Annotated in this window: 4 protein-coding genes; 2 read left to right on the top strand and 2 right to left on the bottom strand. The window is 71.5% G+C overall.

All coding sequences use genetic code 11. From position 1 onward, the window contains the following. Window positions 1-555: 555 nt before the first annotated feature. Window positions 556-843, bottom strand: a complete 288-nt coding sequence (locus ACFRCG_RS34860) for a chorismate mutase (RefSeq protein WP_380038963.1) — start codon at window positions 841-843, stop codon at window positions 556-558. A 285-nt stretch (window positions 844-1,128) separates the two neighbouring features. On the opposite strand from ACFRCG_RS34860, the gene guaA reads away from it, so the two are divergent. Together guaA and ACFRCG_RS34850 are read left to right on the top strand one after the other, a co-directional pair. Next, entirely contained in the window at window positions 1,129-2,718 is a 1,590-nt protein-coding gene (guaA, locus tag ACFRCG_RS34855; protein ID WP_380038961.1) for a glutamine-hydrolyzing GMP synthase, read from the top strand. Window positions 2,719-3,056: 338 nt separating this feature from the next. Continuing rightward, window positions 3,057-4,253 (top strand): hypothetical protein, encoded by a 1,197-nt coding sequence (locus tag ACFRCG_RS34850; protein WP_380038959.1) that lies wholly within the window; start codon window positions 3,057-3,059, stop codon window positions 4,251-4,253. Between the two features lie 73 nt (window positions 4,254-4,326). Here ACFRCG_RS34850 and pcrA read toward each other — a convergent pair whose 3' ends face one another. Further along, complete coding sequence (pcrA, locus tag ACFRCG_RS34845) at window positions 4,327-6,843, bottom strand: DNA helicase PcrA (protein WP_380038957.1); 2,517 nt, start codon at window positions 6,841-6,843, stop codon at window positions 4,327-4,329. Window positions 6,844-7,013: the final 170 nt, after the last annotated feature.

The following is a 7,013-nucleotide window of genomic DNA, read 5'->3' as shown; positions in this document are numbered from 1 at the left end:
GGCGCGCGCCGGGCGTCGGCAGGCGTGTGTGCGGCTCGCGGGGCGCGAGGCGGCGGAAGGGTGAATTCCGCTCGCCGGGCACGACCGAGTGAGGGACTGCCAAGTCGGGGCAAAATGACATTTATCGGCCGGTTAATGATCATTATCTGCGCTAACCGGACGCCCCCGAGTCGGTCGCGCACTTCGCCGGAGCCGCCGAGGGGGGCACCGAATCCCGCTACTCTTGGCGCTGCCGGCGGCTTTGGTGTGAAAGATCCGCGTTGCGCGGCTTTCGCGATGCGTGGGATTCGTGGTGAATGGGGCACTCCGAGGCCCGACGTGCCGGGGTCGATCCGTGGATCGACCCAAGGCACGGCGGCCGGTGTCGGGCGTCCCCGACACCGGCCGCCGGCGGGGTTGTGACCGGTTGCTGTCCCCTGCGTCCCGGTCACGGCACCAACGCGAGGTCCCACGGCGCGCGGTGAGCGCGCCTCATCGCGTCGGCGGCCTTGCGGTGCCCGGCCCGCGCATGAAGCGGGCCGGCCATCAGTCACAACGACCGCCGGCGCGATGAAGTTACGCCCGGGGGCCGACCCGACCGCGGCACAACTCCAAAAGGGTCAGCGCGACGGTGGTGCCCGGCTTGCCCAGCCCCTCGCGGTACCGCGCGATGACCTCCATCTCGCGGGACAGTTGCACGCGGGCGCCGCCCGACGCGACGCGGACCCGCTGGATCTCGGCGGAGATGTCCACCCGTTCGGTGATCAGCGCGATGATCCGCCGGTCGAGGTCGTCGATACGGGCGCGGCCCACGCCGATCACGTCCTCGGGTGCCTGCGGCGGGGTGGTGGTGGTGTCGTCCATGCGGCCTGCTCTCCGGAAGGGGTCGGATCCGGGGCCTCGACACGAACGCGAAGACGCCCCGGGTACCGGACCCGGGGCGTCTTCGTCTGCCTGTGGTTGTGCTGCGTTCAGGCGGTGACGGCGGCGCCGGGGATCCCGGTGCCATAGGTAAAGCTGCGCGTCACGCCGAACGAGGACATGGCGTCAGTATGCCGCGACGACGGGAGCGGACACCAGCCGGGGTCACCCGCGCGACGCCGGTAGAATCGGCGTACACCCCTTTTTCGCTTCGCCGGAAGGCCCCTCGTGACCTTTGCCAGCCCGGACGGAGGCGGCACCGAAACCGTCCTCGTCGTCGACTTCGGCGCCCAGTACGCCCAGCTCATCGCCCGCCGGGTGCGCGAGGCGCGCGTATACAGCGAGATCGTGCCGCACAGCATGCCCGTGCCGGAGATGCTCGCGAAGCGCCCGGCCGCGATCATCCTGTCCGGCGGCCCCTCCTCGGTGTACGCGGACGAGGCGCCCAGCATCGACCCGGCGCTGTTCACGGCCGGCGTCCCGGTGCTCGGCATCTGCTACGGCTTCCAGGCCATGGCGCAGACCCTGGGCGGGGTGGTCGAGAAGACCGGTCTCGCCGAGTTCGGCGCCACCCCGCTGACCGTGACCGGCACCCGGAGCACCCTGTTCGACGGGCTGCCCACCGACCTGTCGGTGTGGATGTCGCACGGCGACTCGGTCTCCGCCGCGCCGGCCGGCTTCGCGGTCACCGCGACCAGCGCGGGCGCGCCGGTCGCCGCGATCGAGAACGACGAGGCGCGGCTGTACGGCGTGCAGTACCACCCCGAGGTGATGCACAGCGAGCACGGCCAGGCCATCCTGGAGCGCTTCCTGAAGGTGGGCGCGAGGCTCGCGGCGAACTGGACGATGGTCAATATCGTCGAGGAGCAGGTCGAGCTGATCCGTGAGCAGGTCGGCGACAAGCACGTGATCTGCGGCCTGTCCGGCGGGGTCGACTCCGCGGTCGCCGCGGCCCTGGTCCAGCGCGCCGTGGGCGACAAGCTCACCTGCGTGTTCGTCGACCACGGCCTGCTGCGCAAGGACGAGCCCGAGCAGGTCGAGCGGGACTACGTGGCGGCCACCGGGGTCTCGCTCAAGGTGGTCGACGCCCAGGAACGCTTCCTGACCGCGCTCGCCGGGGTGACCGACCCCGAGGAGAAGCGGAAGATCATCGGGCGCGAGTTCATCCGGGTCTTCGAACAGGCCGCCGCCGAGGTGGTCGCCGAGGCGGGCGCGCACGGCGAGGAGGTCGAGTTCCTGGTCCAGGGCACGCTCTACCCGGACGTGGTCGAGTCCGGCGGCGGCACCGGCACGGCGAACATCAAGTCGCACCACAACGTCGGCGGGCTGCCCGAAGACCTCCAGTTCAAGCTGATCGAGCCGCTGCGCAAGTTGTTCAAGGACGAGGTGCGCGCGGTCGGCGAGCAGTTGGGCCTGCCGTCGGAGATCGTGTGGCGGCAGCCGTTCCCGGGCCCCGGCCTGGGGATCCGGATCATCGGCGAGGTCACCGCCGACCGGCTGGAGATCCTGCGCGAGGCGGACGCGATCGCCCGCGAGGAGTTGTCCCGGGCCGGGCTCGACCGGGAGATCTGGCAGTGCCCCGTGGTGCTGCTCGCCGACGTGCGCTCGGTCGGCGTCCAGGGCGACGGCCGCACCTACGGCCACCCGATCGTGCTGCGTCCGGTGTCCTCGGAGGACGCCATGACCGCCGACTGGTCGCGCCTGCCCTACGACCTGCTGGCCCGGATCTCCAACCGGATCACCAACGAGGTCCGGGAGATCAACCGGGTCACCCTCGACGTGACGAGCAAGCCCCCGGGCACCATCGAGTGGGAGTAGCCTCCCGCGTCCTCGCGCTCGGCGCGCTCGATCCGGGTCGACCCCCTCGATCGCACGTGCTTTCGCCGGCCTCCGCCCGATTTCGGACGGGGGCCGGCGGCGTTCGCGGAGCCCGCCGTGGCCGGGTCGACGAGCCGGCGGGACGCCTTGTGGGACACGGGGGTTGGCCTCGCGGCGGGTCTTCGATCGAGATTGCGCGCGATCGCCGGACCGGGCCGGTACGGCCCCCTCGGATGCGGCACAATGTGCCGCTGAACGAGCACGTTCGTATGTGGTGGTGGGGAGGGCGTGGCGAAGTGGCGCACGGTGTCGGTGTGCACGGACCGGACTGTCATTGCGTGGTCCGGGAGGAATACCGCAGGACCGTCGCCGATTTCGAGACGCTGCGGCGGGCGCTCGCCCGCAAGGAGGGTGTGCCCTCGGCGGTCGCCCACTCCGACGGCGGCGCGCGCCAGTGGATCTCCGACGAACTGCGGGGCAAGGCCCAGGACTTGGCCACCATACGGCGGGCCCAGGGGCGGGCCTGGCTGCAGGTGCTCGGCGGTCGTGCGCTGATCGTGCTGTGGTTCCTGGTCGCCCTGCTCGTCCTGGTGCAGGCGCTGACCGCGATCGGCGCGGGCTGGACCGGCTCGCGCACCGCCGGGATCGTGGCGGCCGTGGTGGTCGCCGGAGCGCTCAGCGTGGTCGGCTGGGCCGCCCGGGGCGGGGGCGGCGTGTTCGCGCCCGTACGGGGCCTGGACGGGCGCCTGTCCACCTCCAAGGCGGTCGCCGCGCTGTGGATGGTGGCGCTGATGTACTGCTTCGCCTTCCTGGGCATGCGGCTCGCCGCGGCATCCGGGGAGGGACAGCGGGACCGGCTCCTCGATCGGCTGGGCGACGTCGCGCTCGACCAGATCACCCTGGTGGCCGCGCCGCTGCTCGCCGCGGTGGCGGTACGCCGGATCGTCGGCGACAAGGTCGGCCGTCGGGTGCTGCAAAAGCTCCGCGCGGACCAGGCCGCGCTGCGCGACCTGGTCACCGACGACGCGGGCCGGGCCTCGTTCGTGGACGCCCAGTACGTCCTGGTCAACCTGGTCGCGGTCGGCTTCGTCGTGGTCGGTCTGGCCCGCGACCCCGATCGGCTCCCGGACATCCCGGCCACGCTGGTCGCGCTCGCCGTGGTCTCGGTGGTCACCTACCTCGCCGGCAAGCTGGCGGAGAACGACCGCCCGGTGATCCTGTCCGTGGTGCGCGTGCGCACACGCGGCGACCTGGACTCCGCGGTCCGCCAGGGCGACGACATCGAGGTGCGCGGGATCAACCTGGCGGCGGGCGGCTCGCACGAGGCGGACCTGCTGGCGCGCGTGGTGGTCAAGTTCGGCGCGGTCCACGTGCACGCCCCGCTGATCCCGGCCGACACCGGCTTCGCCAACCCCTCCGACGCGTGCGTGGTCGTCCCGGTCCCGGTGGACGTGGAGCCGGGCCGGGTGGAGTTGTGCGTGGTGTCCGCCTCCGGCGTGGAGTCGGCGCCGTACGAGATCCAGATCGCGGGCTGAGCCGAGCGGAACACGCGAGCGGGCCGGGTCGATTCCCTCGACCCGGCCCGCACTCGTCTCGACGCGAGCGGCGCTACAACTTCTGCACCGGCGCGTAGCGCAGCAGCAGGGTCTTCTCGCCGCCCGCGCCGAAATCGATGGTGGCCTTCGCCTTGTCACCGGTCTCGGCGGTGGACACCACCGTGCCCAGGCCGAACTTGTCGTGGGTGACCCGATCGCCCGGGGACAGCGCGATGGCCGGGCGTTCCTTGATCTGCGCGCCCTTGCCGAAGCCGCCGCGCGAGGCGACCGTCGACTTCGTCGCCGACATCGCCTTGGCCGCCGACGGCGAGGTGCCGCGCCAGTCGACCAGCTTCTCCGGCAGTTCGGTCAGGAAGCGCGACGGCGGGTTGTACGACGGCGCGCCCCACGCGCTGCGCATCTTCGCCAGGGTGACGTAGAGCCGCTCGCGGGCGCGGGTGATGCCCACGTAGGCCAGCCGGCGCTCCTCCTCCAGCTCCTTCGCGTCGCCGAGCGAGCGCATGTGCGGGAAGACGCCGTCCTCCAGGCCGGTGAGGAAGACCGTGGGGAACTCCAGGCCCTTGGCGGTGTGCAGGGTCATCAGGGTGACCACGCCGCCGTCCTCGGCGTCGGTGGGGATCTGGTCGGAGTCGGCCACGAGCGAGACCCGCTCCAGGAAGTCGGCGAGCGTGCCCGAGCCGCCCTCCTGCGCCTGGGCCTGCTCGAACTCCAGTGCCACCGCCGCGAGTTCCTGAAGGTTCTCGATCCGGGTCTCGTCCTGCGGGTCGCTGGAGGCCTGCAACTCGGCCAGGTAGCCGCTCTGTTCCAGGATCGCCTCCAGGACGGTCGCGGGACCCGCGCCGCCGTCCACCACCGCGGTGAGGTCGTCCAGGAGCCGGACGAAACCCTTGACCGCGTTGGCCGAGCGCTTGGCCAGGCCCGGCGCGTCGTCGGCGCGGCGCAGCGCCTGCGCGAACGGGATGCGGTCGCGGGTCGCGAGCACGTCCAGGCACGCCTCGGCCCGGTCGCCGATGCCGCGCTTGGGCACGTTCAGGATCCGGCGCAGCGAGACCGTGTCGTCGGGGTTGGCCAGCAGGCGCAGGTAGGCGAGCACGTCGCGGACCTCGCGGCGCTCGTAGAAGCGCACGCCGCCGACGACCTTGTACGGCAGGCCGACCCGGATGAAGACTTCCTCGAAGACGCGGGACTGGGCGTTGGTCCGGTAGAACACCGCGACCTGTCCCGGCTTGGTGTGGCCCGCGTCGGTGAGGCGGTCCACCTCGTCGGCGACGAACTGCGCCTCGTCGTGCTCGTCGTCCGCGACGTAGCCGACGATGGGGGTGCCGGCGCCGGCGTCGGTCCACAGGTTCTTCGCGCGCCGGTTGCTGTTGCGCTCGATCACCGCGTTGGCCGCGCTCAGGATGGTCTGCGTGGAGCGGTAGTTCTGCTCCAGCAGGATCGTGGTGGCGTTCGGGTAGTCGGCCTCGAAGTCGAGGATGTTGCGGATGGTCGCGCCGCGGAAGGCGTAGATCGACTGGTCCGCGTCGCCGACCACGCACAACTCGGCCGGTTCGAGCCCGACGAGCCCGGCCTCGGCGGGATTGACCAACTCGCCGTCCACCGTCAGGCGCGGGCCGCTGCCGGCCGCGCCGCCGACCAGTTCGCGCACGAGCGTGTACTGCGCGTGGTTGGTGTCCTGGTACTCGTCCACCAGCACGTGCCTGAAGCGCCGCCGGTAGTGCTCCGCGACGTCCGGGAACGCCTGGAGCAGGTGCACCGTGGTCATGATCAGGTCGTCGAAGTCGAGCGCGTTGGCCTGGCGCAGCCGCTCCTGATACATCGTGTAGGCCTGCGCCAGTATGCGCTCGGACTCGTTGATCGCCTTGGCCGCGAAGTCCTCGTGGTCGATCAGCTCGTTCTTGAGGTTGGACACCTGCGCGTTGAACTTGCGCGGCGGGAACTTCTTCGGGTCCAGGTCGAGGTCGCGGCAGACCATCGCCATCAGCCGCTGCTGGTCGGCCGAGTCGTAGATGGAGAACGAGGAGCTCATGCCGAGCTTCTTGTACTGCTGCCGCAGGATGCGTACGCAGGCCGAGTGGAAGGTGGACACCCACATCGCCTTGGTGCGCGGCCCGACCAGCGCCTCGACCCGCTCGCGCATCTCGGCGGCGGCCTTGTTGGTGAAGGTGATCGCCAGGATCTCGCCGGGGTGCACGTGGCGGGAGGCGAGCAGGTGGGCGATGCGGTGGGTCAGCACACGGGTCTTGCCGGAGCCCGCGCCCGCCACGATGAGCAGCGGGGACCCCTCGTGCACGACCGCGGCGCGCTGTTGCGGGTTCATCCCGTCGAGCAGCCGGGCCGGGTCCACCACGGGGCGCGCGGCGCCGTTGCGGTAGTAGGCGTCGCGCGGCTCGGGCGGCGGCGCGTACTGCCCCTCGTACAGGTCGTCCGGATAGTCCTCCGGCAGGCCGTAGACGTGGTTCTCGTCCGGCTCGGGCGGCAGCGGGATCTCGTCCGCGGAGCCGGCGGGGGACTTCTTGGCCGCGGTGTCGAAACCGGGCAGGGGGATGTCGTCGAAGAGGCTGCTCATCGTTCCCCGAGTCTAGGTGGGTGTCGGGCGGGTCGTGCCCGGCCGGTGTCGGCGGGCAGGGATCATTGCGCCGACAACCATCTTCGCGCCGTCGGACATCGGGTCGACCGGGATCGGGCCGATCACGGGTCGCCCGGCCGGCGGATGGAGTCGGAGCGGGTCGGATCGAG

It is taken from the genome of Embleya sp. NPDC056575 (assembly GCF_042793325.1).
In the GTDB taxonomy this organism is placed as follows: domain Bacteria; phylum Actinomycetota; class Actinomycetes; order Streptomycetales; family Streptomycetaceae; genus Embleya.
The sequence above is the reverse complement of the archived record's forward strand: the minus strand, read 5'-3'. Positions and strand labels throughout refer to the sequence as shown.

Coding starts and splice junctions, on each gene's coding strand:
- ACFRCG_RS34860 (WP_380038963.1), bottom strand. CDS start 843: ATGGACGACACCACCACCACCCCGCCGCAGGCACCCGAGGACGTGATC.
- pcrA (WP_380038957.1), bottom strand. CDS start 6,843: ATGAGCAGCCTCTTCGACGACATCCCCCTGCCCGGTTTCGACACCGCG.